Genomic DNA, 25,883 nt, shown 5'->3' with positions numbered 1-25,883 from the left:
GCACAGCGCCACGCCCGGAGCGGAGCGAGGACGCTCATGAGCCGACTTGTGTTCGTGGGATCGGTGAACGCCGACACGATCGCCGTCGTACCCCACCTCCCCGCCCCTGACGAGCGTTTCCTCGCCCGCGCCGTCGTCCACGCGGGTGGCGGCAACTCCGCGACCGCCGCGGTGGCCGCCGCCCGGCTCGGTGGTGACGTGGCCTTCATCGGACCCGTGGCCGACGACGAGACCGGCGAGCGCATCCGGGCCGACCTGACCCGTGAAGGCGTCGACCTCTCCGGCGTCGTACCCGTGCCGGCCGGCTCCGGCGGGGCGAGCGTGGTCCTGGTCGACCAGTCGACGGGTACCCGCGCCATCTGCACCCGGCCGATCCCGGCGTTCGACCTCCCCGTTGGCCGCGCCCGGGAGCTGATCGCGGGCGCGGCCTGGGTGCACGCCGACCACATCGGGTGGCCGTTGGTCCACGCCCTCGTGGCCGCGCACCGGGGCCCGCAACTCTCGGTTGACGCGGGCAATCCGATCGACGGCTTCACACCAGCGGGCGTCGATCTCTACGGGCCGACGATCCCGTCGCTGCGCCGGGCGTACGGCGAGCTGCCCGCCCCCGATCTGCTCGCCCGGGCGCTCGCCGACGGTGCCCGCCGCGTGGTCGCGACCGACGGGCCAGACGGAGCGTTCGTCGCCGAGCATGCGGGAACGCACGTGCGGGTGCCGGCGTTCACCGTCGACGTGGTGAGCACGCTCGGTGCCGGGGACGTCTTCCACGGGGCCCTTGTGCTCGCCGTCGACCGAGGGCTCGGGTTGCCCGACGCGGCGAGGTACGCCAATGCGGCGGCTGCGCTCTCCTGCCGCGCCATCGACGGGCGGTCAGGTATCCCGACCGACGATGAGGTCCGCGCTCTGCTCGAGAGTCCGCTGCCCTGAGCCGCGGCGGGGACCCTTTGCGGCCTTACGCGGTCGTCTCGGCAAGCAATTCGGGTGGGATTACCGGCCGCGGACCGATGGTGCGGCTGCGCTGGAAGCTTCCGAAGGCGCCGTACGGATAATCGGCGGCCGCCGGCTCGCTCACGCTGTCGAGGCGAGCCGTCTCCTCGGGGTCGAGATGGAGTTCGGCGGCGCGGAGGTTCTGGTCAAGCTGGTCGAGCGTCCGCGCGCCCACGATCACCGCGGAGACGCCGGGCCGGTCGGCCACCCACGCCAGCGCGACCTCGGCCGGTGTGACCCCGCGTTCCGCGGCGACCTCGCGCAGCGTGCCGAGGATCGTCCAGGTTCGTTCGTCACCGCTGTAGGAACGGAAGTAGCTGCCGAACCCCGACGCCGCCTCAGCGGCGAAGCGGGTCCCCTGCGCGGGAGCGACCGATTGTTCGTACTTCCCCGTCAACAGGCCGCCCGCGAGCGGTGACCACGGCAGCAGCCCGAGCCCCGCGTCCGTGGCGGACGGCGTGATCTCCCACTCGACCTGGCGAGCCAGCAGGTTGTACTGCAGCTGCAGGGTCACCGGACGTTCCAGCTCTGACCCGGCGGCCCGCTCGACGGTCTTCTGCAGCTGCCACCCGGTGAAGTTCGAGAGACCGTAATAGCGGATCTTGCCCTGGCGTACCGCGGCGTCCAGGAACGCCAGAGTCTCCTCCAGCGGTGTCAGCGGATCCCAGGCGTGCGCCTGGTAGAGGTCGATGGTCTCGACTCCGAGGCGGCGCAACGATGCGTCCAACGCACGCGAGAGATGCTGGCGCGACAGGCCACCGGCGGCGGGGTCGTTGGCGGCCCACGACGGATACCGGCCTTTGGTGGCGATCGTGAGGCGGGTCGTCACGTCAGCTGGTCGGCTGGCGAGCCAGCGACCCACGACCTGCTCGGACCGGCCGTCGCCGTAGACGTCCGCGGTGTCGACCAGCGTGCCGCCAGCGGCGACGAACCCGTCGAGCAGGGCGAAGGCCGTCTCCTCGTCGGGGTCGTCACCAAACCCCATGGCACCCAGGCCGAATCTCGACACCACGGCGCCGCTTCGCCCCAGCAGTTCGTACTCCACGACTGACCTCCCTCAATGGCGCGCGCAGTCGGCGCCGCGACGTTCGTCCTTGACGAGGAGTGTCAAGCTACTTGACGCGATGTGTCAAGTAGTAGCTTGAGCGGGCGAGTCCGGATGGCGGGAACCCCGCAGCTCCGTCCAGGCTGGTGACCAACCCCGGTCGTCAGACGTGCAGACGTCGGAGGTGCTCACCTAACGTCGTTGGTCACGTCAGGGCAAAGCCGCGGCAAAGGCAGTGTTGTCTTCCGAGCGGAGGCTTTCCATGGCCATCGACACCCGGCCCGCCGCCGATCCGTACCACCTCACGGCCGACGGGATCAAGGAACCGCCGAAGGGCTGGGGAGCGAGCCTGCGGTACCTCGGACCCGGCCTGATCGTCAGCGCCTCGATCGTCGGATCAGGTGAGCTGATCGCCACCACGACGCTCGGAGCCCAAGCAGGCTTCGCACTTTTGTGGATGGTCATCGTCTCCACCACCGTCAAGGTGGCCGTGCAGATCGAGCTTGCCCGCTGGACGATCTCCACCGGACAGCCCGCACTCACCGGCTACAACCGGATCCCGCCGCGCTTCGGCCGAGTCGGGTGGGTCAACCTGCTGTGGATCCTGCTGGCGCTGTCGAAAGTCCTGCAACTTGGCGGCATCATCGGCGGCGTCGCGGTCGCGTGCAGCGTGCTCCTGCCGTTCGGCGAACCATTGGGCGCGACGTCTCTGGCCATCTGGACCGCCATCATCGTGGTGGGCAGCATCGCGATGCTGTACTCCAGCCGCTACAGCCTGATCGAACGCGGCGCCTTCGTCATGGTGGTGATCTTCTCCGTCCTCACGGTGGCGATCGCGTTCGGGCTGCCGTTCACGCCGTTCGCCTATGAGGGCGGGGATCTGCTCGAAGGGCTCGCCCTGGGGATTCCGGTCGGCGCCTTGGGCGCGGCGGTCGCGATGTTCGGGATCACCGGAGTCGGCGCCGACGAAATCACCTTCTACACCTACTGGTGCGTGGAGAAAGGCTATGCCCGCTGGGTCGGACCGCCGGACGGCAGCGACGCGTGGGTACGCCGGGCCAACGGCTGGATCCGGGTGATGTACAAGGACGCCTTAGTTTCCTGGGTGATCTACACCTTCTCGACGCTGGCGTTCTTCATCATGGGCGCGGCCGTGCTGCATCCGCAGGGGCTCAAGCCTCAGGGCAATGAGATGTTGACAACGCTCTCGCGGATGTACACCGACACCCTCGGCGAATGGGCCACCGTGACGTTCCTGATCGGCGCGATCGCCGTGCTCGGATCCACGCTGTGGGCGGCCATCCCAAGCTGGTCACGGATGTACGTCAATGTGCTCGCGACCTTCGGCGTCCTTGACTGGTCTGACCCGCAGGCTCGGGAGCGGCGGATCAAGCGGTTCATCGTCGGCCTGCCGCTGATCTGGGGTGCGGCGTACCTGCTGATCAGCTCTCCTGTCGTGATGGTGCAGATCGGTGGGGTGATGACGGGGATCTTCCTGCTCGCGGTGGCAGTCGCGGTGTGGTATTTGCGGCGGACCGAGGTGGATTCGCGGTTGTACGGGGGTAGGGCGTTCAACGTGCTGCTGGTGATCAGCACCATTGCCATCGGCCTGCTTGGCGCGTACACGTTCGTGAACGTCTTCGGCTTCGCCATCGGCTGAAGCTAGCGCGTGAAGGCAATGATCACGTAAACGTGATCATTGCCTGCCTCACGTGGTGTCGGTGCCATGCAAGGCAGGCACGAGCCACGTATACGTGATCATTTGGATCCTTACGACCTGGCTGTATCGGATAGTGAGAAGGTCAGGCTTCTGTCTCACATTGTGTACACCCTTTGGCGGACCTCACGCGGCAAGTCCTCACCTCACTAGGCATATTTGCCTTGCCTGGTGGGAACATGCCCTGCCTCGTACCGCAGAAGACGTACACAATGTGAGACGCCGCCCGCAGCACGCCCGACCTGGCGCAGGTGGGTCGACAAAAGCCCGCGACACCAAGCGCACAGACCAGCTCAGATGCTGCCGCCGGGCTTGCGGACCAGGAGGTAAGCCTGCCTGGTCTTCTCGGGTGGGATGCGTTCGCGGAGCACGCGGGTGTGCAGGGCAAACCCGGCCTGCGTCGCCAGGTCGGCGATGCGGTCGGGTGACAGCCGATAGGCGTCGAGGGAGAGCGAGTGGCCGTACGCCTGCTCCAGGTGCACCACCTCGTCGCCGGCCTGGAACGCAAGCTGCAGGTAACCGCCAGGCCGGAGCACCCGGTGGAACTCGGCAAAGATCACCGGCAGTCGCTCCGGCGGGGTGTGGATGATGGAGTACCACGCGACGACGCCGCCAAGCTGGCCGTCGGCCAGGTCCAGCGCAATCATCGAGCCTTCGTCGAACCGCAGCGCTGGATATGTTTCGCGCGCGACCGCGATCATCCCCGGCGACAGGTCGATCCCGAAGACTTCCAGCCCGAGCGAGTGCAGGTGTGCCGCCACCCGGCCGGGTCCACAACCGATGTCGGCGACCGGACCGGCACCGTCGGCCAGCACGAGTTCGGCGAAGGTGCCAAGCTGTGCGCGGTCGACTGGCTTGGCGGCGAGTTCGTCGCGCAGCAGTTTGGCGTAGTCGACGGCCACGGTGTCATAGGCCAGGCGGGCCGCGGTCACGTACGAAGGCTCGGTCATGCCGACGAACCGTACTTCCCGGCTCCGGCACCACCGGGCTATGCTGCCGCCCATGCGTACGCGCCCTCAGCTTCAGTGGTGGCGCCGCCTCTAGGCGGCCGCCCTCTCGCGTACCCCACGCTTCGACAATGCGACCGCCCTCACCGGCGGTCGCTTTCTGTCGTACGACGGCACGAATCCTCCGGTGCGGGCTTGACCCAAGGAAGGCTCACCGAGATGGACAGCACGGCACGCTATCTGACCGCCGGCGGCATCAGCATCCTCCGCACGACCACGTCGACGGACGAGACGGAACTCCAGGCCATGGCCGCTGACATCGACGGCCGGCGGGGCGGGATCCTGAGTTCCGGCGTCGACTATCCGGGCCGCTACAGCCGCTGGCATCTGGCGTACCTCAACCCACCCATCGAGATCGTCGCCCGCGGCCGGCGAGTCGAGGCGGTCGCGCTCAACGCCCGTGGTCGGGTCCTTCTTCCCACGATCAGCGCGGTGATGACGAAAACTGGCGAAATCATCGCGAGCGGTCCGGAGCGTACGGAGGTGTTCGTCCCCCCATCCGAGGAGACCTTCGCGGAGGAGGATCGAAGCCGGCAGCCGACGGTCTTCACCACGCTGCGGGCGATCGTCGGGTTGTTCGCCAGCGCTGAGGATCCGCACCTCGGGTTGTACGGCGCCTATGGCTACGACCTGGCTTTTCAGTTCGAGCCGCTGCGCCCGCACCACGATCGCACGACCGATCCGTTACGGGATTTCGTCCTTCACCTCCCTGACGAGATTCTGGTCCTCGACCGCAAGCGGGAGACGTGTCTGCGGCACTCGTACGACTTCGAGATCCCCGACCACGAACCGGCCACGGCGGCCACGACACGTACCACCGGATTGGCGCGCACCACCGCACCCACCCCGGCCCCCACCGCCCGACCGCTCCCACCCGCGCCGACACCGGGCCAGTACGCGCAGGTGGTCAGGGAAGCCCGGGAATACTTCCGTCGCGGCGATCTCTTCGAGGTCACACCCAGCCACCTCGTCTCCGGACCGTGCGACTCACCGGCCGCGTTCTACGAACGCCTGCGTACCAGCAACCCCGCGCCGTACGAATTCGTCTTCAACCTTGGCGCGGGCGAATACCTGGTCGGCGCGTCGCCGGAAATGTACGTGCGGGTCACCGGCGACCGAGTGGAGACCTGCCCCATCGCCGGCACGATCCGGCGGGGCGCTGATCCGCTGGAGGACGCGCGGCAGATCCAGACGCTGCTGAACTCCTCCAAGGACGAGTCCGAGCTCACCATGTGCACCGACGTCGACCGCAACGACAAGTCGCGGGTATGCGTACCAGGCTCTGTGCGGGTGATCGGGCGGCGTCAAATCGAGCTTTACAGTCGCCTCATCCACACGGTCGACCACATCGAGGGCAAGCTGTTGCCGGGCCGGGACGCGTTCGACGCTTTCCTCACCCACATGTGGGCGGTGACGGTGACGGGTGCGCCGAAGCAGTGGGCGATGCGGTTCATCGAGGAGCACGAAGACGCGCCGCGGCGGTGGTACGGCGGAGCGGTGGGCTTCGTCGGTTTCGACGGCTCGATGAACACCGGGCTGAGCTTGCGGACGGCGCAGGTCGAAGACGGCATCGCGGCCGTACGCGTCGGCGCCACCTTGTTGTACGACTCCGACCCGGAGGAGGAGGAACGCGAAACCCTGCTCAAGGCGCAAGCTCTCCTTGACGCACTGTCCACCCCGTCCACGCCGTCCGTCGAGTCGGGAACAGCCGGCCACGGGCGGGCGTACGCCGCCGCTTCCCTCTCGGCAGAATCCCTTCCTGGCAACGGCCTTCGGGTCCTGCTGGTCGACCACCAGGATTCGTTCGTCCACACGCTCGGGGACTACTTCCGGCAGCAGGGTGCGGCGGTGACGACGCTGCGGTTCGGGTTCGCCGAACGCCTCCTCGACGAGCTGGCGCCCGATCTCGTCGTCCTCTCACCCGGGCCAGGGCGGCCGTCCGACTTCGACTGCGCGGGGCTTTTGCGGGCGGTGGAGGCGCGGTCGCTGCCGATGTTCGGGGTGTGCCTCGGCCTGCAGGCGATGGTGGAGTACGACGGCGGCCAGCTCGAGGTCCTGCCTTATCCCGCTCATGGCCGGCCGGGCGAGGTCCGCGTCCTGAACGGGAGCGGTCTGCTGGCCGGGCTCGGGGAGGAGTTCGTGGCCGGGCGCTACCACTCGCTCTACGCCACGCCCGACCAGGTGTCCGGCTTCGAGGTGACCGGCGTGCTGCTTGATCCGAGTGGCGCGGAGGTCGCGATGACGATCGAGGATCCGGTACGCCGGCGGTGGGCGGTGCAGTTCCACCCCGAGTCGATCCTCAGCGCGGGCGGCCGAGCCGGCCACCGGGTCGTGGCGAACGCGCTCGCGTTGAGTCGTACGAAGGCCCCGGTCTCGCTGCGCTGACGGCCCAACGGTCCCGCCGAGTTGATCAACGGTCCCCGAATCGGGCAGCCCCCGCCTGAGCTGTCCGAATACGGGACCGTTGATCAACAACTCCCGGCGGCCGGGCTGACTCAGCGCATCGGTCGTGATCGCGTCAACGAGACGCTAGAACCTCGACCGGACTTGAGGTCAAGTTTGCGAGGGCGTGCGCGGCCGGGGACGCGCTAACCGAGCCAGTCGTACGGCGTACCGATGTCCAGCTCGCGGGCACGTTGGTACGCCACCCACGACACCGCGAGGTCCTGCCACGGCAGCCCCACCGGCGCGTACACCGTGATGTCGTGCGGGCTGACCCGTCCCGCGAGCCGGCCGGCGATCAGGTCGGCCATCGTGCCGGTGGCGTGCTCAGGCCCGAGGCCGGCGTTGCCCAGAGCACCGGCGGCGGCCGCGAGATGCACGTCGTCCACGATCACCCGCGACGACCGGAGGAGGTCCGCTGCCAACTCCACCTTGCCTGGCTCGTCCGCACCAAGGGAGGTGAGGTGGCGGCCGGCGGGCACCTCGCTCCGCGACAGCAGCGGCGTACGTGACCAGGTGGCGAGGACGACGATCCCGCACTCGGCCGCCACCGCGGCCGGCTCCGCACGCACCTCCGCACGCACCTCCGCGTGGAGGTCAGCTGGCAGCCCGGGCGCCCCGAAGGTCCGGGCGCGTTCGCCGTCCAGGTCACACACCACCAACCGGCGGATCGTCCGCAGCCGCGCCAGCCCGCGCACGACGAGACTCGCCTGGGCACCGGCGCCGATCACGCCCACCTGGTCGGCGTCCGGCCTGGCCAGCAGGTCGGTGCCGAGCGCGGCGGCCAGGCCGGTACGCCAGGCGGTCACCGTCGCGGAGTCGAGGACGGCGAGCAGCTCACCGGACCCGAGATCGTGCAGGCAGACCACGCCGCGCAGTGCCGGCTTCGCCGCGGGAAACTTCGCGTTGACCTTCACCGTGTAGGCGGGTACGCCGTCGACCAGGCCCGGGATCAACGTGGTCGCGGTACCCGGACCCGGCAGGTTGGTACGCACCCGTTGCGGCGATATGGCGGGTTGGTTCGCCGCGAATCCTCGCCGCAGAGCGTCCAGGCAGACCTCCACGTCGAGCACCCACGCAAGGTCAGAGCGGTTGAGGAGAAGCGTCACCGCAGAAGTGGACCATGCCGTCACCGGGCCGCGAAGCCGGCACCGCCACCCGCCTCGAGCACCCCGGCCCGCCGCATGCAAGGCTCGGAGCCGTGCAGAGCGCCACCAAGGCCGAGGCCGCCCAGACCCAGCCGCTGCGGGACGAACTCGCGAAGGTCGTCCGGGGAGCCGTGCGGTTCGACTCGGCGAGCCGCGCGATGTATGCCGCGGACGCCTCCAACTACCGCCACCCGCCGATCGGTGTCGTCCAACCCCGCGACGTCGAGGACGTACTCGCCACACTTGACGTCTGCCATCGGCTCGGCGTACCCATCCTGCCGCGCGGCGCCGGCACCAGCATCGGCGGCCAGGCCATCAACACCGCGGTCGTGCTCGACTTCAGCCGGCACCTCAACAACGTCCTCGCCATCGATCCCGAGAGCCGGCGCGCTCGGGTCCAACCCGGCGTCGTCCTGGACGATCTGCGGAAGGCGGCCGGTGCGCACGGGCTGACGTTTGGTCCGGATCCGTCGACCCACAACCGCTGCACCCTCGGCGGGATGATCGGCAACAACGCCTGCGGCTCACACTCGGTGGCCTGGGGCAAGACCGTCGACAACGTCGCCTCGCTGGACGTGGTGCTCACCGACGGTACGCGGCTCACCGCCGGACCCACGCCCGAGGACGAGCTGGCACGACTTTGCGACGATCCCGGACGGATCGGCCGGCTGTACCGCGACCTGCGGGCACTCCGCGACCGCTACGCCTCCCTGGTGGAAACGACCTTCCCGGACCTGACTCGCCGCGTCTCCGGCTACAACCTCGACCAACTGCTCCCGGCGCAGGGGTTCGACCTGGCGAAGGCACTGGTCGGCACCGAAGGCACCTGCGCCACGTTGCTCGAAGCCGAGGTCCAGCTGGTCGAAGCGCCAGCGGCCCGGGCGCTTGCGGTGTTGGGATTCCCTGACCAGTTCATCGCCGCCGACAACGTCGTACCCCTGCTCGACCTGCACCCGCTCACCATCGAGAGCGTGGACGCGGAGATCGTCAGCATCGTGCGTTCCCGCAACCCCGCCAACCCGGTGCTCGAGTCGCTCCCGCCGGGCGGCGCGTGGCTGTACGTCGAAACCGGCGGTGACACGCTCGCCGAGGCCGAACAAGGCGCGCAGACCGTGGCCCGGGTGATGCGGTCGCACGGCGCCACCAGCCTGGTGGTCAGCGACCCCGCCCACATGAAGGCGCTGTGGCGGGTCCGCGAGGAGGGTGCCGGGAGTACGACGAGACTGCCGGACGGCAGCGAGGCCTACCCCGGTTGGGAGGACGCGGCGGTCCCGCCGCAGCGGCTCGGTGCGTACCTCCGCGGTTTCGACGGGCTGCTGAAGGAGCACGGCCGGAAGGGCATCTACTACGGGCACTTCGGCGACGGCTGCATCCACGTGCGGATCGACTTCGACCTGCTGTCAGAGAAGGGGGTCCAGGGATTCCGGCGGTTCATGGAGGACGCCGCGGATCTCGTCACCTCACACGGCGGGTCATTGTCCGGCGAGCACGGTGACGGGCAGGCCCGGTCGGAGCTGCTCGACCGGATGTACCCGCCGGAGATCCTCACCGCGTTCCGGGAGTTCAAGGCCGCCTGGGATCCCGGCGACCTGATGAACCCCCGGCGCATCGTCGAACCCGCCAAGCTCGACGAGGACCTGCGCGTTTTCGTCGCGCCGCCGACGATCCAGGCCGGCACGACGCTCGCGTTCGCCCACGACAAGGACGGCTTCTTCGGCGCGACCCGGCGTTGCATGGGCGTCGGGAAGTGCGTCTCCGCAGAGGGCGGCGTGATGTGTCCGAGCTATCGCGCGACCCGTGAGGAGATGCACTCCACGCGGGGGCGGGCGCGGTTGCTGTTCGAGATGGCGAACGGCGAGGTCATCAAGGATGGCTGGCGTTCGCCGGAGGTGCGGGAGGCGCTCGACCTCTGCCTGTCCTGCAAGGGCTGCAAGACCGACTGTCCAGTCAACGTTGACATGGCCAGCTACAAGGCGGAGTTCCTGAGCAAGCACTACGCGGGACGCGTCCGGCCGGCTTCGCATTACTCGATGGGGTTCTTGCCGCTGTGGCTGCGGTTGGCCGCGCCGTTCGCTCGGCTGATCAACGCCGCGACCCGGGTCCGGCCGCTCGCCGCCCTCGCGAAGAAGCTCGGCGGGATCGCACCGGAGCGCGACATCCCGGCGTTCGCTCCGCGGACGTTCGTACGCTGGTTCCGGCGACGTCCCGCGCCCGCGAAGGTCCTGCCCGCCGACGCTCCGCGGGTGCTGCTCTGGCCCGACTCCTTCACCAACGCCTTCGACCCGGACCTCGGGATGGATGCGGTGGCAGTCCTCGAATCCCTCGGCTACCGGGTCGAGATCCCCGACCGTCCGGTGTGCTGCGGGCTGACCTGGGTGTCGACCGGCCAACTCGGTGTCGCCAAGCGGGTCCTCCGTAGAACTCTGAAGACGCTCAAGCCCTGGCTGGACGCGGGTGTACCCGTCGTCGGGCTGGAGCCGAGCTGCACGGCGTTGTTCCGCGGCGAGCTGACCGAACTCCTTCCCGACGACGCAGACGCGGCGACTCTGAAGCGCCAGACGAAGACGTTCGCCGAACTCCTCGCCGAGCGCGCCGGCGACCTCGACGTACGCCGGCCCGGCCAGCGCGCACTCGTCCAGGTGCACTGCCACCAGCACGCCGACCTCGGCTTCACCGCCGACCGTCGGGTGCTGGCCGCCCTCGGCGTCGAGGCGGAGGTACTCGACTCCGGGTGCTGCGGCCTCGCCGGAAACTTCGGCTTCGAGAAGGGGCACTACGACGTCTCCATGGCGTGCGCGGAACGGGTACTGCTCCCCGCCGTCCGGGCGGCCGACGACGGAACGGTGCTGCTGGCCGACGGGTTCAGTTGCCGTACGCAGGTACGCCAGGCAGGTGAACGCGAGCCGGCCCACCTGGCACAGATCGCCGCGCGGGCCCTCGGCGTCGACGCGGACAGCAGGGAAAGTCGGCCCCCGGCCTCGTGACGGCACCGCGGCCTCTCAGCCTCCTGACAAATCGCGTGGACATCTGCGGGCCGCTTTACCTAGCGTCGGGCGGCATGGTCCACGTCCTGCGTTCGATCCCCCAGCCCGCTGCGATTGGCGACCTCGTACGGAGGGCGTACGGCCTCGACGTACGCGAGTGCCGGCTGCTGCGGTCGTTCGTCAACGACGTCTATGACCTCACCGGCGCGGACGGGCGCTTCGTGCTGAAGGTCTACCACGCCGGCGGCTGGTCGACCGACGAGGTTGCCTGGGAGTTCGACCTCGTCTCCCACCTCGCTGCCTCGGGGATCAGTGTCGCCCGGGTGGTCCCGCTGACCAGCGGCTCTCTCGTCGGTGAATTCGACGCTCCCGAGGGGATCCGCCCCTTCGGTCTGACCGAGTACGTCGACGGAGACAAACCTCGGCCGCCGTTGAACGACGAGCTCTACCACGCGTACGGTGCCCTGCTGGCACGGCTTCACCGCGCGACGGAGGACTTTCGGACGACCCATTCTCGCCGGGCCTTCGGGCTCGAGCTCACCCTCGACGAACCCCTCGCCCAGGTCCTTCCGGAACTCGCCAACCAGCCCGAGGACCAGGCTCTGGTCAAGGAACTCGGCGGACTCGCCCGCCAGCGGATGACCGAACTCGCCGCACTCGGCCTCGACTGGGGTATCCGGCACGGTGACGTGACGCTGGACAACGTACACCTGACTGGCGAGGGCCTGACGATCCACGACTTCGACCTCGCCGCCGTGGGATGGCGCGCGGGCGACCTCACCTCCTGCCTGTCCACGGCGTTCGCCGATGCCTTCGCCGCGGGCTACCGGAGCGTCCGGACGATCGGGTCCGCCGACCTCTCGGCGCTGCCGTGGCTTCGGGTGATCGAGTCCATCGGCAACCTGCGCTTCCACCTTGTCGACAAGCCGGCCTGGCGCGGGACCGAAAGCCTTTCGGAGGGCTGGGCCGAGCAGATCCTCACCGACTTCCGTTCCTCCGCCCGTGACCTTCTGGAGTGCGGCTGAGCGCCCCTTCCGGCGGGTCCTGTCAGGGATCTCCCTGGGGTCGATTGGGTGGCCTGCCGGAGTGACGGTGCTGTACGCCCGGGCGCAGGGTGGACGGTGACAGAACACTTTCCAGTGGAAGGATCATCGTGTCCAGGGCCGTCCCCGCAAGTGTCCAGTGGTCATTCCGACTGTGGATCGCGGCGATCAGCGCGGGCATTGTCGAAACTGTCCTGGTCCTGGTCGACTCGTGGACCAGTCGTTCCTACGGCGACGGGCTGGGCACCAGGGCCGGGCTCTGGCTGATCGTCTTCGCCGCGACGCTGATCCTCGCCGGCGCGATGCGACGCGGCAGTCAGGTGGCCCGGCTCGTGCTCACGCTCATCATCGGCGGCATCGGCACCCTCGCGCTGGTGATCGAGCCGATTTCGTGGCTGGTCGAAGGAACCCCCCAGGGCGCTTTCGAGAACGCCGGGGTGCTCTCGATTCTCTTCGCCCTGAGCCGGGGTGTGCACGTCGCCGCGGTTGTCGGTGCGGTGGCCCTGATGTTCGTGCCGGGGGCGCGGGATCACTTCCGGGCAGTGGTGGGGGCCCACAGCGCACAGGACCAACGACTTGTCCGACAGTTCCCCGCGCACGCGGGTGTCGTTCCTTCGGACAAGTCCGAGACTCCCTGAGGGTCCCTCACAAACCCAGCGGCCACGAGCTAGCGCTTGGGACCGATCCGGCCCAGATCGGGAACGTCGATCCGCACGGGCCACGGCTGACGGGTGGTGAAGATGTCGGTCGCTGGAGAGTGCTCGAGATAGGTGTCTCCTACCAACTCGTACGCGACGAGAGCGAGGGTTCCCCTGGTCTCGATCCGCCAGTACACGGGGATGCCAGCGGCCGCGTACTCCTCCGGCTTGTCGTTACGGTCAGGGCCCTCCGAGCCAGGAGAAACGATTTCGACGATGATCGCGATTTCGGACGGAGGCGTGGGGTTTACATCGAAGCTGGCCTCACGGACGACCGCCATGCCTGGCCGCCTGGTGTGATCATCCGCGAAGATCACATCAAAGTCAGACGTGCATACCCAGCCCTCAGGCAGCTGCGACTCGACCTGATCGATCAGTCGGTGAATGAGAAGCTGATGCCGCTTGCTACGGGCGGGGTTCAGGACGAGGGCACCGTTGACAAGCTCGGCTCGGAACTCGGCCGGGATCTGCTCCAGATCAGCGACCGTCCAGCGTGATCTGTACTCGAGATGCAGAACGGTCACAGGTCCTCCGGGGTGGCGTCGCCAGCTCCCCGGGCTCCAGCCACCCTCGGGCTGAGGGCCGGCTGGGTCAGCGGGATGCGTTCGACGGCCCTGGGGGCGTGCGGCGGGTGGGCGACAAGCTCGGCGAGCGCCACCTCGATCGCCCGGTCGAGCTGCGGGTCGTCTCCGCTGGCGTAGTCCTGCGGCGCGATGTCGACCTCGATGTCAGGGTCAGTGCCGTAGTTTTCGACCCGCCAGCCCACGTCGTCGAACGCGAACGAGAACTCCGGCTGGGTGGTGACCGTGCCGTCGGCGAGGGCGTGCCGCGGCCAGATACCGATCACGCCGCCCCAGGTTCGCTTGCCGATCAGCGGGCCCAGCTTCAGCATCTTGAACGCGTGACAGAAGATGTCGCCGTCGGAGCCGGCCTGCTCGTTGGTGAGGGCGATCAACGGGCCGCGCGGCGACTCCTGAGGGTACGGCTCGGGTTGCGTCCACCGGGAGAAGTCGTATCCCAGCCGCCGCCGCGCCAGCTTCTCCAGCAGCAGGGCCGAGACGTTGCCGCCGCCGTTGAAGCGAACGTCGATGATCAGCGACTCGTGGTCGAACTCGCGGAGGAATCCCCGGTGGAACTCCGCGAACCCCCGCGTACCCATGTCGGGGATATGGAGGTAGCCCACCCGGCCGCCAGTGCGGTCGGCGACGTACGCGCGGTTGGCCTCCACCCAGTCGCGGTAGCGTCCGGCCATCTCCGCACCAACTGCCCGCGCGCTCACCGTGCGCGGGTCGCCGTCGCCGCGGACGACCGTCAGCTGCACCTCCTCGTCGGCCTGGTTGACCAGCGGCTCACCCGGCGGAAGGTGCGAGCCGTCGGATGCGGTCCCGATCGGCTGGCCGTTGATCGCGAGAACGACGTCGCCCACCGCGATATCGACACCGGGACGGTTCAGAGGCGAGGTGGCCTCGGGGTCCCAGCGGTCGCCGCCCACGATCCGGCCGATCCGGTAGCGACCGCTCTCGGCATCGAAAGCCCAGTCGACACCCAGGAACCCCTGCCGGTAGTGGGGTCCCTGGCGATACGCCCCGCCTATCTCGTAGGCGTGTGACGTGCCGAGCTCGCCCTGCAGCTCCCAGATGAGGTCAGACAGCTCCGACCTGGTGGACACCCGATCCACGAGCGGGAGATAGCGCGCGTAGATCTGGTCCCACGCGACACCCGACATGTCCTCGACCCAGAAGTGATCGCGCTGCAGCCGCCACGTCTCGCGGAACATCTGACGCCATTCGGCGCCCGGCCGGACCGAGACCTTCACCCTGCCGAGATCGATCCAACCGGTCGCGCGGCGGGGGTCGTCACCGTCGTCCGACGCCTTCTCGCCCGCCTTGAGCACCCGCAGCCGCTCGCCCGCCTGATAGAGGAGGGTCTGGCCGCGGCGGTCGAGCCAGAAGTCGGAGATGCCGTCGATCAGGCGTTCCTTCCGCTGGGTCTCGAAGTCGTAGACGTCAAGGACGGCCCTGGCCGGGTGGACTTCGTACGCCGCGTCGTCAAGGCTCCCTTGCACCGGCCAGCCGGAGAACAACGCCTTGCCCTGAACGCCGACGATCCGCTGGTAGCGGCCTTCGGAAACGGGGAACGCCAGGATCCGGTCGGTGATCCCGTCGATGTCGATCTCGACCGGCGTGGGCCGCTCCGGCTCGCCCTCGGGCTTGTGCTCCTCTTCGGTCTTGCGTTCCTCTTCCGCCTTGTTTTCCTCCTCGCCCTTCTTCTGGGCGGCGGCGGCCTCACTCACCAGCGGACGGGGCTCCGGAACGAACGGCGAACCCAGGTCGCGCCGCAGCGTCACGACGTATGGTCGGGAGCCGAGCGGGAAGCCGGCCCCGAACTGCAGCGCGTCGTGGACCGGGTTGAAGTCGCGCTGGCCGAGGAAGTAGAGGTACTTGCCCTCCGGGTCGAAGCTCGGCGAGTAGTCACGCAGGACCGGGCGGGACACCGGCCAGGTCTCGCCCGTCTCGACCCGGCAGATCGTGATCCCCCGGGTCTGTGCGGTGTCGGGCCGCGCGTAGGCCAGCCAACGACCATCGGGCGCCCAGATCACCTCGCCGATCGCGGCGTACGCACTGTGGTCGAGGCGGCGGACCGCGGGCTCCTCGGCGCCGAGGTCGACCAGGAGGAGTTCGTGCCGGTGGTTGGTCAGCGCTATCTCGTCGGAGTGCGGCGAGACGGCCAACTCGACCACCCGCCCGACGTCGAGGTCGTCGAGCCACCGCGGCGACGCGGTGCCGTCCGCGGTCAGGACGACGAGGCGTTCCTCCTCCCGATCGTCACTCGCCGCCGCGACCAACCGCTCGTGGTCGCCGAGCCAGGTCAGGAGGCGGTAGCGCACACCGTCGGGTTCGCCGTGCTGGCGGACGGCGCCCTCCCAGTGAGCGAACGAGAACGCCTTGCCGCGTGCGGTGATCGCCAGGTCGCTCCCGTCAGGACCAAGGGTGGCGGAGTCGAGGTAGTCGCCCGCAGAGACGAACTGCCGGTTGCGCTGGGTGCGCGAGCTACCGACCCAGACCGGGATCTGCCTGGGCTCGTCCTCAGCCGGATCAAGGAGGTAGATGTCGCCCGCGCAGTGATAGACGAGTCGGGTGCCGTCGGTGGCGAGGTTGCGCGCGTAGTAGTCCTCGTGGTCGGAGTGCCGGCGTAGGTCGTCGCCTTCCGGCGTACAGGAGTAGACGTTGCCGACGCCCTCGTGATCGGACAGGAAGAAGATCCGCTCCCCCACCCAGCAGGGACTCGCGAGGTTGCCGTCGAGGGCGACCAGCCGGCGGAACTCCCCCGCGCCCGTCGGGTCGACCCACAGATCGCCGGCGGTGCCGCCGCGGTAGCGCTTCCACCTCGCCGGATCGCTGGTGTTGCGCCCGAGAACGACCCCACCGCCGGGGCCGTAGGAGATCGACTGCGCCTGGCCGACCGGCAGCTCCTCGGACGGACCGCCGTGCACGCTCACGCGGCGCAACCGGAAGTCGCCCCGGATGGGCCGGCCGGCGGTGGTGGCGTACGCGATCGTGTCGTTGTCAATCCATCCGGCGACCGTGCTGATCGCCGCCTCGAACGTCAGCCGCCGGGCCGTGCCGCCGGTCGCCGGCATCACGTAGATCTCGCCCGGGCCCTCCTCCTCGCCGACGAACGCGATCGAACTCCCGTCCGGTGAAAGCCGCGGCCGGCGCGCCTCGGCGACGCCGGCGGTCAGCCGCCAGGCGCGGCCACCGTCGACCGAGGTGCTCCACAGGTCGTCATCGGTGACAAACACCACGCTGTCACCACAGATGGTCGGAAATCGCAGGTAGCTCGGCTCGTCGGGCGCGACCATACGTTGGGTTCCCCTCCCTGTAACGCGCGTGGGGTGAGCCTAGTCCGATCCCACGACATCCAGCGCTCCCGACCAGACCTGTCGCGGACCGGTCAGGAACCGGCATGATCGGCCCGGTGAACGCCACCTGGTTGCTCCGCTTCGACACCACCGGCGACGGCCCGCGCATCGCCGTGAAGGACTGCATCGACGTCGCTGGTACGCCGACGACCGTCGGATGCCGAGCTATCGCGGAGGACGCCGAACCCGCCACCCAGGACGCGCCCGTCGTCGTCCACGCCCGCCGTCAAGGTGCCCGCATCGTCGGCAAGACCAACCTCGTCGAACTCTGCCGGCACGCCGACGGCATCAATCCGTGGACGGGCACTCCCGCCAACCCGCTGGACCCGACCCGTATCCCCGGTGGTTCCTCCAGCGGATCGGCCGTCGCCGTCGCCGTCGACGAGGCGGACGTGGGATACGGCACCGACACGGGCGGGTCGGTACGCGTGCCCGCCGCCTGCTGCGGGATCGTCGGTCTCAAGACGACCGCGGGCCGGATTCCTACCCATGGCGTCTTTGAGTTCTCCCGCACTCTCGACACGGTGGGCCCGCTCGCCCGCGACGTGGCCGGCGCGGTCGTAGGGATGCGGATGCTCGAGCCGGGCTTCACCCCGGCCGGGCGGGATGGCGTTCCACTGACGGCTGCGCGGATACGGCTGCCGGGCGTCGACCCCAGCATCGACGCCGCGGTCGACCGGGCGCTCGCGGCCGCCGGCTTCGTCAGCACGGACGTCGAGTTGCCAGACTGGTCCACCTGGCTCCAAGCCGCCTACGACCTCGCGGGGGCCGAGGGGCACTGGGCGCACCGCCACCTCCTCGACCGCGCCGACCGGCTCGAGGAGCGGAACGCCACCGACATCAGGAACGACAGCGGGATCCCGGCCGCCCGCGTGGTCGCCTGCCGACGGATCGGCCGGGCCGCCACCGCTCGGCTCGACGGGATCCTCGCCGCGCACAGCGTGCTGGCCCTGCCGACAATGGCGGTGGAGCCGCCGCGACTCGGCGAACGCGCCGGGAAGACCTACCTCACCGTGCCGTTCAACCTCACCGGCCTTCCCGCGCTGGCGCTGCCCGTACCCCGCGCCGACGGAGCGCTGCCCGCCTCACTACAGCTGGTCGGCGCGGCGTACGCCGAAGAGGAGCTGCTCGCGCTGGGCGCCCAGGTCGAAGCAGCCCTCGTCTCCGAGCCCTAGCCCAAGGGGATACTGCTACTCCTCCTTCGCCAGCAGCCAATCCGTAACCAGGTCACCGACCACCCGAGCGCCCCGATCGCTCAGGTGGATGTTGTCGGTGAGCACCAGGAGGCTGTGCTGTGCGGCGATCTCGTCCCAACTCTGGCGGAGTAGATAGCGCCGGAACGCGTTACCCACCAGGACGCTGAACCGTAGCTGGTAAGGCTCGCCCGGCTGCGTGCGTTCGGCTCGGAGTATTTCGGTCAGGCGCTCGTTGAGCGGGAGGTACGCCGCACCGTGCTTCTTCGCGATGTCGGCGAGGACCTTGTTGTGGCGCACAACCGCTTGGTTGAGGGCGCTGTCGGAATCCTCGCCAAGCGGCGGGACCGACAACACGGCAAGCCGGGCCTTCGTTTCGGCCCGCAGCCGGCCGAGAACCCGATCCAGGCCCGCGCGGAACACCGCTGGCGTCTTTTCGTCCGGGTCGAGTATGCGCAGGTCGTTGGCGCCGATAAGGAGAACAACCTGGTCAGGCTTGGCGTCGACGATGTCGTCCAGGCGCCCGAGCAGGTCCGCCACGGTGTTCCCGTTGGCTCCCGCATTGACGAACTCGTATCCCTTGCTGTCCAGGTCGTTCTTGAGCATTGCCACAAAGTCGGCGCTCAGCGTTCCATGGGTCAGGCTGTCGCCCGCCACCACGACCACCTGCGCGGCGGGATCCCGGTGGTTCTGGTCCAAGAACTCCCGCAGAGAACTGTCTGGAGGGCGCAGCAGCGCCTGATAGGCAACGGTGCCAGAGATAGCCAGCCCCACCGCCACAGCCGCGACAATCGACCACACGACAGTCCTGCGCCGCATCACACTCGCCTTTCGCCCGCGCTGATCACTACGATGCGACCGCGGGTGCTTCGAGCTGGCGGCGCAGGCTGGGGTGGTCGACGAGCGGCCACAGCTCTGTCAACTGGCCATTGACGACCCGGAAGATCACGATGGCGTGCAGGTCGATGGACCGCCCGGTCGCCGGGATCCCGAAGTAGTCACCGGTGTGCGTGGCTTCCATCGTCCAACGCACGGCTACCCGGTCGCCTTCGGCAACCAGATCATCGATCGTGAAGCGTAGGTCAGCGAACCCGGACCGCAGCATCCGGCCGGTCGCCTTCAAGGCCTCGGGACCGGTGGCCTGGTTGGGCAGACCGCCGTGCACCACGAAGTCGGGCGCGACGATCTCGTCAGCGACCTCGGGCTTGTCATGGTTGAGTACCTCGTCGTAGAAGCGCCGGACAACGCTCCTGTTACTGATCGTCATGTGAGTCTCTTTCCGTTTCAGTCATCGATGACGGGTCTCGAGACGTTCTCCGCTCAGTAGGCGATCCCGACTGTCGTGCCGATGGTCTGGGGATCCTTCAACGAGCGCAGCATTTCCGCGGCCAGGTCGGCCCGGGAGATGAAGTAGCCGCCAGGTAGGTTGCGGCCCAGGGCCGTGCGATATCGGCCGGATGCCGGCTTGTCGTTGAGGGCGGGCGGCCGCACGATCGTCCAGTCCAGGCCGCTGCGCCGCGCTTCGTCCTCCATCCGCGCCATGTCGGCGTACGCGTCCTTCAACAGCGCGCGCAGGATCTTCTTGGCAGTGAGGCGGTAGAGCAGCCGGTCGCCCGGATCGTGGACCGGGACCGGCGCGGCGCTGATGCCGACGAACCGGCGGATGCCGGCGGACGTCATCGCGGCCAGGATGTTGGCGACGCCAGGACCGCAGACCGGTGGGTCCTTCCGAGAACGCGGCCCGAGCGCCGACAACACGGCGTCCGCCCCCTTCACCGCGGCCTCGACCGACGCGGAGTCGAGGACGTCACCGCGCACGACCCGCAAGTGTTCGTTGACGAGTGGGAAGTTCTCGGGCTTCCGGGCGACCGCTGTCACCTCGTGGCCGTCCGCCAGGGCGCGTTCGACCAACTGCCGGCCGGTGCCGCCCGTCGCGCCGAAGATCGTGAGGCGCACCCTTGACCTCCTCGGGTTGGTGAGTGCTTACTCACCACTAGGGTGAGTGAACACTCACCACCCTGTCAAGGCATCCTGGTCACAGGAGTCGCGCGACTATTGAGCATCCGGAGGAAGGGGACGGGACCGCCCGAACCATGACCACACCAAGACACCCCCAGCCCCAGAGCCCCTCTCGACCGCCGACCAGAGACCGGATCGTGGCCGCGGCGGCCGAGGTGATGGCGACCCGCGGGCTCGCCCACACGACGACCAAGGAGATCGCCCGCGCCGCCGGCTATTCCGAAGCCACGCTCTACAAGCATTTCCGCGACAAGGAAGAACTCTTCTTCTGTGTCATGCGTGAACGCCTGCCGTCGGGCTTCATCGAGACCCTCGCCGACCTTCCGGCACGCGCGGGACACGGCAGCGTCCGCGCCACTCTGGAGGACATCGCGCGGAAGGCGGTGCCGTTCTACGAGCAGAGCATTCCCATGATGGCGTCGGTGTTCTCCGAGCCGGTGTTGCTCGCGCGGCACCGGGACGGGCTTCGCGCCGCTGGCCTGGGCCCGCACCTCGCCAACACCGCGCTGGCGGGATACCTCCGGGCGGAGCAGCGGCTGGGGCGGATCTCCAGGTCCGTACGCCCGGAAGCCGGCGCGGCGCTCCTGCTCGGCGCTTGCTTCCAGCACGCCTTCCTGGCCCAATTCGTCGGCGAGCACGCGGTGGAGCAGTCGGTTGAGCGGTTTGCCAGAGACCTGGTCCGGAGCCTGCTCAGCGGCGCCGCGCCGGGTTGACCGCCAGCGAGCGCGGGCCGTGAGCCAGGATCTACTCAGACGCCGCGCAGCGGACGGTAAAGGTCAGCCTGGAAGCGGTACGCGTCGCCGCGATACACCGTCGTACTCGTCAACACCGGCACCTCGGCGCTGTCGTAGGTGACCTCCTGCCCGACCAGCACCGGGGATCCCTCCGCGACCTGGAGCAGGCGGGCGGACCGCCGGTCGGCCGCCCGCGCCTGGACGGCGTACGAACTCCGTGCGACCACCACGCCGCACACGGCTTCCAGGGCTTCGTACAGGGAACGGTCCTCCAGGTCGGCGTCGACCAGGCCCCCGACCCGCGCCGCGACCAGCACCGTGGTGTCGACGCAGACCGGTACCGCGTCCATGCCGCGTACCCGGTGGATCTCGAGCACCGTCGAGGACGGAGCGATCCGCAGCCGGTCCGCCTCGTCGAACGTCGCCGGCCGGGTGGACCGCGCCAGGATGTGCGACGAGGGACGCAGACCACGCGCCCGCGCCATCTCACTGAAACTCTGCAGCACACTCGGCGGCTCGCCTACGACCCGCCGGGGAACGAACCACCCGCGCTGAGACGACCGCTCCAGCTGCCCTTCGTCGGCGAGCCGGCCGAGCGCCTGGCGCAGCGTCGTACGGCTCACACCCAGGTGGGCCGCGAGGTCACGCTCACCCGGAAGCCGGGTGCCGTTGCCGTAAACGCCGCGCCGCAGCGCGTCCGCGAGCTGGGAGTACGCCAGCTGGGCGGCCGTGCCGGAGCCCGTCTCCGTTCCCGTCCTCACGCCGGTGACGCTAGCAAGCGAGTGGCTCATTTGACGTGCTCCCCGGTCTGAAGTCCGGGGATTCCGGTGCGGCTACGCCGCTTGTGGTGCGGTCGTGCCTCGCGGCTTTCCGCTGCTTCCTGCTTCATCACCGACCGCCACCTTGGGTGTAGGTGGTCTTACGTCGGTTCCACAGGCGTTTTCCCTCTCCGCACGCCCTGCGGCGAGGATGTTGAGTGCTGCGTTGTAGTCCCGGTCGTGCAGGACGCCGCAGGCGGGGCAGGTCCACTCGCGGATCTGCAACGGCATGGATTCCATGAGGTGTCCGCACTGGCTGCACGTCTTCGAGGACGGCAGCCACCGAGACACCTTCTGTACCGACCGGCCGTAGTGGTTGGCCTTCTCGGTGATAAGCCGGAGGAACTGTGCCCACCCGGCATCGTGAATGGCGCGGGCCAGTCGCCGATTGGCGACCATCCCGGTGATGTTGAGGTCCTCGACATGGATCACTTGGTTCTCGCGAACCAGATCGAGGGCCCGCTTGTGGTGATAGTCCCGACGTGCGCGGGCGACCTTGGCGTGCTGGACGGCGACCTTGCGCCGGGTCTTGTCCCGGTTCGCCGACCCCTTCACCCGGCGCGACTTCTCCCGCTCCAGCCGCGCGAGTTTGCGCTGCTTCCGCCTCAGATGCTTCGGGTTCACGATGTCGATGCGTCCACCATTCGTGTCCGCCGTGGTCGCCAGCCGGGTGAGACCGACATCCACACCACTCTCCTGATCCAATGCTGAGAGTGGCTCCGCAGACCGTTCTACGACGAACGAGGCGTAGTAGTGGCCGTCGGGCTCCCGGATGATCGTGACCGACGACGCAGCGCACGGCAGGTCCCTGGACCAGCGCACCCGCACCTCGCCGACCTTCGCCAGGAACAAGGTTCCGTTCGGGTGGAGACTGAACCCGTTGCGGGTGAGTCGGAACGACTGCCGGTTGTCCTTGCGGGACTTCAACCGCGGCCGACCCACCAGGCCGCCCTTGCGACGCTTCGCCATGGAGTCGAACCAGTTGCGGTAGGCACGGTGGGAATCCTGCACGGACTGCACCAGCGCCACCGACGGCACCTGCGCCAGCCACTCCCGCTCCGCAGTCCGCTTCGCCAGGGTGATCACCCGACGCTGCACCTCGGTGTTCGAGACCTTCTCCCCGGCCTTGTGGGCGTCGTCGCGGCAGCGGATGGCGTCGTTGAACACCGTCCGGGCGCACCCGAAGATCCGAGCCAACATCGCCCGCTGCTGGGCTGTCGGCTCGATCCGGTACCTGTACCTGGCCAGCGCCACATGACCACGCTAGACGGAGACACCGACAACCGTGCGGAACAACAACGCCGACTACCACTCCACTCGGCACAGTGTGTAGCTGTTGTACGCCCACCTCGTGTTCGTGACCAAGTACCGCAGGCGCGTGCTCGACAACGCGATGCTGCGCGACTGCGAGACCACCATCCGTGAGGTGTGCGACGTACTGGGGGCAGAGTTGGTGGAGTTCAACGGCGAAGCCGACCACGTGCACCTCCTCATCCGGTACCCACCCGCCCTCGCGATCAGCGCGCTCGTGCGCCGGTTGAAGGCGCGTCCGCCCGCAGAATGCGCGGGGACTACACAGGGCGCTGCAACAGAGCACGGACGCTTCTGGACTCCCTCCTACTTCGCCATCTCCGCTGGAGGGGCACCCCTGTCGATCATCAAGCAGTACATCGAAACCAAACACGATCGCTCTAACGAGCGGGTCCGGCTAACCCCGGGACTGAAGTCCGGGGCCTGCGCCGAAAGGAGTGGTTCATGTCAGAAGAAAGTCGGGCGGTGGTGCGGTGTCGACGAGCCGATCGAGCACGCCCGGGGTGAGGGGTACGCCGCCCTCGGCAAGCGCGTCGAGGGCGGCACCCGAGACCGGCGAGAGCCGGGCCAGTCGCGGCGACGCCTCCGGAAAGCGCGCGGCGAGCGCGGCGACCAGGGCCGCCGCCACCGGCGACTTCTCGGCACATAGGACCGAGCCGGCGAGCACGACGGGTACGCCGTCGACGCCGGGGCGGAAGCCGACCCGCTGGGCGGTGACCCGGGCATAGTCCGCGAGGTGTTCACCGTGCGCGTGCACGATGGCGAGGGCGACCTCATCACCGTCGAGGGCGGCGCCTGCGACCTGGCGCGCGGCGGAGGCCTGCTGGTAGCCGGCCCCGCCTTCCCGGCGGGTCAAGGCGTGCAGCATCGCCTCAACGTCGCCCTGCCCGAAGAAGGTGAGCAGCCGGGCGGTGAGACTGGTGGGTGGAGCGAGGCCGAGTTCGGCGCGATAGACGGCACGCAGCGCGGCGGAGACCAGGCCCCCGGCACCGTGCGCGTCCTGGATCCAGAAGCTCATGCTCCACTCGGCGCCCTCCGGTCCGCGTCCCGCCACCGCCGAGCCGGTGCCGTCCACGACCGCGACACCGATCCCGCTGGGTTCACCGCACCGGATGGCGGCGAACCCGTCGTTGGCGATCGAGATCCGGCCGAGGTCGGGGAGGTGGGGGTGGGCCCTGCGGGCGAAGCCCGTGGGGGCCGGATCCACCTGGTGGGGGTGGGCCCTGCGGGCGAGCGCCTTCACCCAGAACGCGTGATCCTCCGGCCAGTCCACGCCGGCGAGCCGGAAGGCCGCGCTGACCACCTCGGCGCCCGGTGCGCCCGCCATCGTCAAGGCAGACTTGACAGCGCCGAGGACCGCCTCGACGGCCGCCTCCGCAGACGCGGCGCCGTAGATGTCACCGTTGCCGGTGCGGGCGTACCCCACCACCTGCCCCGCCCGGTCGCAGACGAGCGCCACCGTCTTGCTGTTGCCGGCGTCGACCCCGAGATAGAGCTCGCTCATCTACGGGAGAAGCCGGCTCGGCAGGTAGGCCGCGTGGGCGTAGGCCAGCTCGGTGTACAGCTCCTCGGCCACCGGCAAAGAGGGCACCAGCGGATGGGCCGCGAGCGCCCGGATGCCGTCGTGCTTGTCGCCTTCCCAGGCGGCCTTCGCGGCGAGGACCTGATGCTCGGCGAGTGCCTGGACGAGTCCGCGGACCGCGTGCGGCAGGGGCTGCTGCGGTAGGGCGGTGAAGCCGGTCGCGTCCACCCGGGTCGGCACTTCGACCACGACGTCGTCGTCGAAGCCGGGCAGGGCGCCACCGGTGTTCGGCAGGTTGACGGGGAGGACTTCGCCGGTGTCGTTGTAGAACGCGTTCATGGCGTCGATGGCGAGTTCGAGTTCGTGGATGCCCCCACGGGAGCGGGCCGGGTCGAGCTCCGGTGCCTCCGACGCCGCCTGCTCGGTGTAGTGCTGCCAGTACCCCGGGACCTCCGCCATGATGTCCTCGGCGCGGGTGCGCGGGCTGGCCTGCAGCCGGCGCAGGACCTCGTCGCGGAAGTAGTAGTTGAGGAAGTAGTACGACGGCACCGACTCCATCGTGACCGCGAGCCGCAGGAGGCGCCGGGTTTCCTCGCTCATGGACGGGTCGCCACGGCGTGCCTCGTAGGCGTCCCGCAGCAACGGAATCAGATCCTTGCCGTCATAGGTGTGTGCGGTCGTCCAGCAGTTGTGGTTGATGCCGACCATGGTCGTGTCGAGCAGGTCCGGGTCGAGTCCGGCACCTTCGGCGACGATCCGCGGGAAGATGATCGGCCCCTCGCACAGCGAGACGATCGGGATGTCGGTGTAGGTCGTCATCGCCTGCGCCACGATGTTGACCGGGTTGGTGTAGTTGAAGATCCTCGCCCCGGGCGCGACGGCGGCGAGGTCCTCGGCCACGTCCCGCATGACGGCGATCGAACGTAACGCCATGAAGAAGCCGCCCGGCCCCTGGGTCTCCTGGCCGATCACGCCGTGCTTCAGCGGAATGCGTTCGTCGAGGGCACGGGCCTCGAAACCGCCGGGCCGGAAACTGGAGAGCACCGCGTCACAGTCGCGTAGGCCCTCCCGACGGTCGGTGGTCGCGGTGACGACCAGGTCCAGTCCGGCCCGGGCAGCCAACTTGTCGGCGAGCTTCTTGATCAGGGCCAGGCGGTCGGCGTCCAGGTCGATCAGCACGACCTCCGAGCCGTCGAACTCCGCGCCGTGATGAACGAACGACGCCATCGTGCCGGCGGCGCGCGTCGAGCCGCCACCCAGGTAGGCCAGCTTGATCCGGGCCATCGATCTCCT

At 69.0% G+C, this 25,883-nt stretch carries 20 protein-coding genes and 1 pseudogene; 9 read left to right on the top strand and 12 right to left on the bottom strand.

The features are described 5' to 3' along the window. The first annotated feature begins 36 nt into the window (after window positions 1-36). Window positions 37-927, top strand: a complete 891-nt coding sequence (locus tag B141_RS0108280; RefSeq protein ID WP_020574691.1) for a carbohydrate kinase family protein — start codon at window positions 37-39, stop codon at window positions 925-927. A 25-nt stretch (window positions 928-952) separates the two neighbouring features. Here B141_RS0108280 and B141_RS0108275 read toward each other — a convergent pair whose 3' ends face one another. Then, entirely contained in the window at window positions 953-2,032 is a 1,080-nt protein-coding gene (locus tag B141_RS0108275) for an aldo/keto reductase (protein ID WP_020574690.1), read from the bottom strand. Window positions 2,033-2,294: 262 nt separating this feature from the next. Here B141_RS0108275 and B141_RS0108270 point away from each other — a divergent pair, with 262 nt between their 5' ends. Beyond that, a complete protein-coding gene (locus B141_RS0108270) occupies window positions 2,295-3,692 on the top strand; it encodes an Nramp family divalent metal transporter (RefSeq protein ID WP_020574689.1) in 1,398 nt (465 codons plus the stop codon). 350 nt (window positions 3,693-4,042) lie between these two features. Here B141_RS0108270 and B141_RS0108265 read toward each other — a convergent pair whose 3' ends face one another. Beyond that, window positions 4,043-4,699 (bottom strand): class I SAM-dependent methyltransferase, encoded by a 657-nt coding sequence (locus B141_RS0108265; RefSeq protein ID WP_020574688.1) that lies wholly within the window; start codon window positions 4,697-4,699, stop codon window positions 4,043-4,045. 216 nt (window positions 4,700-4,915) lie between these two features. Between B141_RS0108265 and B141_RS0108260 the strand changes: the two genes are divergently transcribed. Then, on the top strand, window positions 4,916-7,141 hold the full coding sequence (locus tag B141_RS0108260; RefSeq protein ID WP_020574687.1) for an anthranilate synthase component I: 2,226 nt from the start codon (window positions 4,916-4,918) through the stop codon (window positions 7,139-7,141). 203 nt (window positions 7,142-7,344) lie between these two features. Here B141_RS0108260 and B141_RS0108255 read toward each other — a convergent pair whose 3' ends face one another. After that, window positions 7,345-8,307, bottom strand: a complete 963-nt coding sequence (locus tag B141_RS0108255) for an ornithine cyclodeaminase family protein (protein WP_020574686.1) — start codon at window positions 8,305-8,307, stop codon at window positions 7,345-7,347. 14 nt (window positions 8,308-8,321) lie between these two features. On the opposite strand from B141_RS0108255, the gene B141_RS0108250 reads away from it, so the two are divergent. The 3 genes from B141_RS0108250 to B141_RS39545 all read left to right on the top strand — a co-directional run bounded on the left by B141_RS0108250 (window position 8,322) and on the right by B141_RS39545 (window position 13,011). After that, window positions 8,322-11,330 (top strand): FAD-binding and (Fe-S)-binding domain-containing protein, encoded by a 3,009-nt coding sequence (locus B141_RS0108250; RefSeq protein WP_020574685.1) that lies wholly within the window; start codon window positions 8,322-8,324, stop codon window positions 11,328-11,330. Window positions 11,331-11,404: 74 nt separating this feature from the next. Further along, a complete protein-coding gene (locus B141_RS0108245; RefSeq protein ID WP_020574684.1) occupies window positions 11,405-12,355 on the top strand; it encodes a phosphotransferase enzyme family protein in 951 nt (316 codons plus the stop codon). A 128-nt stretch (window positions 12,356-12,483) separates the two neighbouring features. Continuing rightward, on the top strand, window positions 12,484-13,011 hold the full coding sequence (locus tag B141_RS39545; RefSeq protein WP_020574683.1) for a hypothetical protein: 528 nt from the start codon (window positions 12,484-12,486) through the stop codon (window positions 13,009-13,011). A gap of 29 nt (window positions 13,012-13,040) precedes the next feature. Here B141_RS39545 and B141_RS45385 read toward each other — a convergent pair whose 3' ends face one another. Both B141_RS45385 and B141_RS0108230 read right to left on the bottom strand, forming a co-directional pair. Then, window positions 13,041-13,595 (bottom strand): Uma2 family endonuclease, encoded by a 555-nt coding sequence (locus B141_RS45385; RefSeq protein WP_020574682.1) that lies wholly within the window; start codon window positions 13,593-13,595, stop codon window positions 13,041-13,043. Then, window positions 13,592-16,933, bottom strand: coding sequence for a S41 family peptidase (locus B141_RS0108230; protein WP_020574681.1), 3,342 nt, complete (start codon window positions 16,931-16,933; stop codon window positions 13,592-13,594). The genes B141_RS45385 and B141_RS0108230 overlap by 4 nt, the downstream gene beginning before the upstream one ends. Window positions 16,934-17,037: 104 nt before the next feature. Here B141_RS0108230 and B141_RS0108220 point away from each other — a divergent pair, with 104 nt between their 5' ends. Then, the gene (locus tag B141_RS0108220; RefSeq protein WP_020574680.1) at window positions 17,038-18,168 is read left to right on the top strand and encodes an amidase; all 1,131 of its coding nucleotides are present in this window, start codon (window positions 17,038-17,040) and stop codon (window positions 18,166-18,168) included. 15 nt (window positions 18,169-18,183) lie between these two features. On the opposite strand, the gene B141_RS0108215 is transcribed toward B141_RS0108220, so the two are convergent. The 3 genes from B141_RS0108215 to B141_RS0108205 are packed head-to-tail and all read right to left on the bottom strand — an operon-like array spanning window position 18,184 to window position 20,142. Continuing rightward, window positions 18,184-19,005, bottom strand: coding sequence for an SGNH/GDSL hydrolase family protein (locus B141_RS0108215; RefSeq protein ID WP_084678172.1), 822 nt, complete (start codon window positions 19,003-19,005; stop codon window positions 18,184-18,186). Window positions 19,006-19,033: 28 nt separating this feature from the next. Next, a complete protein-coding gene (locus tag B141_RS39535) occupies window positions 19,034-19,453 on the bottom strand; it encodes an ester cyclase (protein ID WP_020574678.1) in 420 nt (139 codons plus the stop codon). A gap of 53 nt (window positions 19,454-19,506) precedes the next feature. Continuing rightward, complete coding sequence (locus tag B141_RS0108205; RefSeq protein ID WP_020574677.1) at window positions 19,507-20,142, bottom strand: NAD(P)-dependent oxidoreductase; 636 nt, start codon at window positions 20,140-20,142, stop codon at window positions 19,507-19,509. 137 nt (window positions 20,143-20,279) lie between these two features. Between B141_RS0108205 and B141_RS0108200 the strand changes: the two genes are divergently transcribed. Continuing rightward, window positions 20,280-20,918, top strand: a complete 639-nt coding sequence (locus tag B141_RS0108200; RefSeq protein ID WP_051114007.1) for a TetR/AcrR family transcriptional regulator — start codon at window positions 20,280-20,282, stop codon at window positions 20,916-20,918. A 35-nt stretch (window positions 20,919-20,953) separates the two neighbouring features. Here the strand turns inward: B141_RS0108200 and B141_RS0108195 are convergent, their stop codons facing one another. Together B141_RS0108195 and B141_RS39530 are read right to left on the bottom strand one after the other, a co-directional pair. Beyond that, complete coding sequence (locus B141_RS0108195; protein ID WP_020574675.1) at window positions 20,954-21,700, bottom strand: GntR family transcriptional regulator; 747 nt, start codon at window positions 21,698-21,700, stop codon at window positions 20,954-20,956. Between the two features lie 72 nt (window positions 21,701-21,772). Beyond that, window positions 21,773-23,011 (bottom strand): RNA-guided endonuclease InsQ/TnpB family protein, encoded by a 1,239-nt coding sequence (locus B141_RS39530; protein ID WP_020574674.1) that lies wholly within the window; start codon window positions 23,009-23,011, stop codon window positions 21,773-21,775. 82 nt (window positions 23,012-23,093) lie between these two features. Between B141_RS39530 and tnpA the strand changes: the two are divergent. Then, a pseudogene (tnpA, locus tag B141_RS51340) lies at window positions 23,094-23,441 on the top strand (IS200/IS605 family transposase); the annotation flags it as partial. Between the two features lie 69 nt (window positions 23,442-23,510). On the opposite strand, the gene B141_RS0108185 reads toward tnpA, so the two are convergent. Together B141_RS0108185 and B141_RS0108180 are read right to left on the bottom strand one after the other, a co-directional pair. Next, window positions 23,511-24,572, bottom strand: coding sequence for an N-acetylglucosamine kinase (locus B141_RS0108185; RefSeq protein ID WP_020574673.1), 1,062 nt, complete (start codon window positions 24,570-24,572; stop codon window positions 23,511-23,513). Then, entirely contained in the window at window positions 24,573-25,874 is a 1,302-nt protein-coding gene (locus B141_RS0108180; RefSeq protein WP_020574672.1) for a family 4 glycosyl hydrolase, read from the bottom strand. It lies immediately after the preceding gene. Between the last annotated feature and the right edge of the window lie 9 nt (window positions 25,875-25,883).

Source organism: Actinopolymorpha alba DSM 45243, assembly GCF_000373925.1.
GTDB classification, from domain to species: Bacteria; Actinomycetota; Actinomycetes; order Propionibacteriales; family Actinopolymorphaceae; genus Actinopolymorpha; species Actinopolymorpha alba.
Note: the sequence above shows the minus strand (reverse complement) of the source record. Positions and strands in the feature narration are given on the sequence as shown.

Excerpts from the sequence above, each read along its gene's own strand:
- B141_RS0108180 (WP_020574672.1), bottom strand. The coding sequence starts at position 25,874 with ATGGCCCGGATCAAGCTGGCCTACCTGGGTGGCGGCTCGACGCGCGCC.
- B141_RS0108220 (WP_020574680.1), top strand. The coding sequence starts at position 17,038 with ATGATCGGCCCGGTGAACGCCACCTGGTTGCTCCGCTTCGACACCACC.
- B141_RS0108250 (WP_020574685.1), top strand. The coding sequence starts at position 8,322 with ATGCCGTCACCGGGCCGCGAAGCCGGCACCGCCACCCGCCTCGAGCAC.
- B141_RS0108260 (WP_020574687.1), top strand. The coding sequence starts at position 4,916 with ATGGACAGCACGGCACGCTATCTGACCGCCGGCGGCATCAGCATCCTC.
- B141_RS0108185 (WP_020574673.1), bottom strand. The coding sequence starts at position 24,572 with ATGAGCGAGCTCTATCTCGGGGTCGACGCCGGCAACAGCAAGACGGTG.
- B141_RS0108280 (WP_020574691.1), top strand. The coding sequence starts at position 37 with ATGAGCCGACTTGTGTTCGTGGGATCGGTGAACGCCGACACGATCGCC.
- B141_RS0108245 (WP_020574684.1), top strand. The coding sequence starts at position 11,405 with ATGGTCCACGTCCTGCGTTCGATCCCCCAGCCCGCTGCGATTGGCGAC.
- B141_RS0108270 (WP_020574689.1), top strand. The coding sequence starts at position 2,295 with ATGGCCATCGACACCCGGCCCGCCGCCGATCCGTACCACCTCACGGCC.
- B141_RS0108230 (WP_020574681.1), bottom strand. The coding sequence starts at position 16,933 with ATGGTCGCGCCCGACGAGCCGAGCTACCTGCGATTTCCGACCATCTGT.
- B141_RS0108215 (WP_084678172.1), bottom strand. The coding sequence starts at position 19,005 with ATGCGGCGCAGGACTGTCGTGTGGTCGATTGTCGCGGCTGTGGCGGTG.
- B141_RS0108265 (WP_020574688.1), bottom strand. The coding sequence starts at position 4,699 with ATGACCGAGCCTTCGTACGTGACCGCGGCCCGCCTGGCCTATGACACC.
- B141_RS39535 (WP_020574678.1), bottom strand. The coding sequence starts at position 19,453 with ATGACGATCAGTAACAGGAGCGTTGTCCGGCGCTTCTACGACGAGGTA.
- B141_RS0108200 (WP_051114007.1), top strand. The coding sequence starts at position 20,280 with ATGACCACACCAAGACACCCCCAGCCCCAGAGCCCCTCTCGACCGCCG.